At 61.8% G+C, this 1,289-nt stretch carries 2 protein-coding genes; both read left to right on the forward strand.

What is annotated here, in order from left to right:
• Positions 1-178: 178 nt before the first annotated feature.
• The gene (locus ACRXB1_RS36190; protein ID WP_062000316.1) at positions 179-1,081 is read left to right on the forward strand and encodes a prepilin peptidase; all 903 of its coding nucleotides are present in this window, start codon (positions 179-181) and stop codon (positions 1,079-1,081) included.
• A 15-nt stretch (positions 1,082-1,096) separates the two neighbouring features.
• Positions 1,097-1,289, forward strand: a 193-nt coding sequence (locus ACRXB1_RS36195) for a dephospho-CoA kinase (RefSeq protein ID WP_449494793.1), incomplete at its 3' end; no start/stop codon positions are given.

Genomic DNA, 1,289 nt, shown 5'->3' on the forward strand with positions numbered 1-1,289 from the left:
GGTGTAGGTAGTGTAGGATCGCAGCCGAATTCGACCCAGGACAGTCATGCATCCCTTGTATCAGGCGGAGTTCTCAGGCCGCTATCTCGACGCTTACAGTTCCGCTTTCGGCACCCTGCCGCTCGTGAACGTGGTGTAGGTAGTGTAGGATCGCAGCCGAATTCGACCCAGGACAGTCATGCATCCCTTGTATCAGGCGGAGTTCTCAGGCCGCTATCTCGACGCTTACAGTTCCGCTTTCGGCACCCTGCCGCTCGTGGCGCAGTATGGTTTCGCGATCGTCTTCGGGCTGGTGATCGGCAGCTTCCTGACAGTCGTCGTGCACCGTCTGCCGATCATGCTGGAGCGTGCGTGGCAGGCTGAAACCACTGCCGTGGAAAGCGATGTAAAACCGAAGCCAATAGAACGCTACAACCTCGCCGTCCCGCGCAGCGCATGTCCACATTGCGGCCACGTGCTGCGTCCATGGGAAAACATCCCGGTCGTGAGCTTTCTGCTGCTGCGCGGCCGTTGCGCCAAATGCCACGCCCGGGTGAGCGCGCGCTACCCGCTGACGGAGTTGGCGACCGCGCTGCTCGCTGCTCTCTCGCTCTATGCGTTCGGGCCAGACTGGATCGCGCTCGTGGCGTTCGGCTTGTGCGCCATGCTGCTCGCCATGAGCCTTATCGACTTCGACACCCGCTATCTCCCCGACTCGCTAACCTTGCCGCTGCTGTGGGCGGGTCTGATCGTCAATCTCGGCGATACGGGCTTTGCTCCGCTAAGCGAAGCCGTGATCGGGGCCATCGCGGGATATCTATTTCTGTGGTGCGTGTATTGGCTCTTCCGGCTCGTACGCGGCGTGGAAGGAATGGGTTACGGCGACTTCAAGCTGCTCGCCGCGCTCGGCGCGTGGCTCGGCTGGGAAGCGTTGCCCCAGATCGTGCTGGTTTCTGCCATTGCGGGCGCGATCTTCGGGCTGGTGGCTACCGGCATAGGCAAGATGCGCTTCGAGGAACCGCTGCCGTTCGGGCCCTTCCTCGCCGCGGGCGGCGTCATCACGCTTTTCTTCGGCACGCCGTTCTATACGCTGTTTGGATAAAGGGGGAGTCACGAGATGTTCAGCATTGGCCTGACCGGCGGGATAGGAAGCGGCAAGACGACCGTGGCGGATATGTTCTCGGCGCGCGGCGTAACGGTCGTCGACGCCGACCTGATCGATGTAGACCCGCGCGGCAAACGATCCAGCGCTTCTGTCAAATCACGCGCGAGCGCGGAAGGCTCCACGCCAAAATGCTTGATGATCCGGA

The sequence above is a fragment of the Caballeronia sp. M23-90 genome (genome assembly GCF_053574605.1).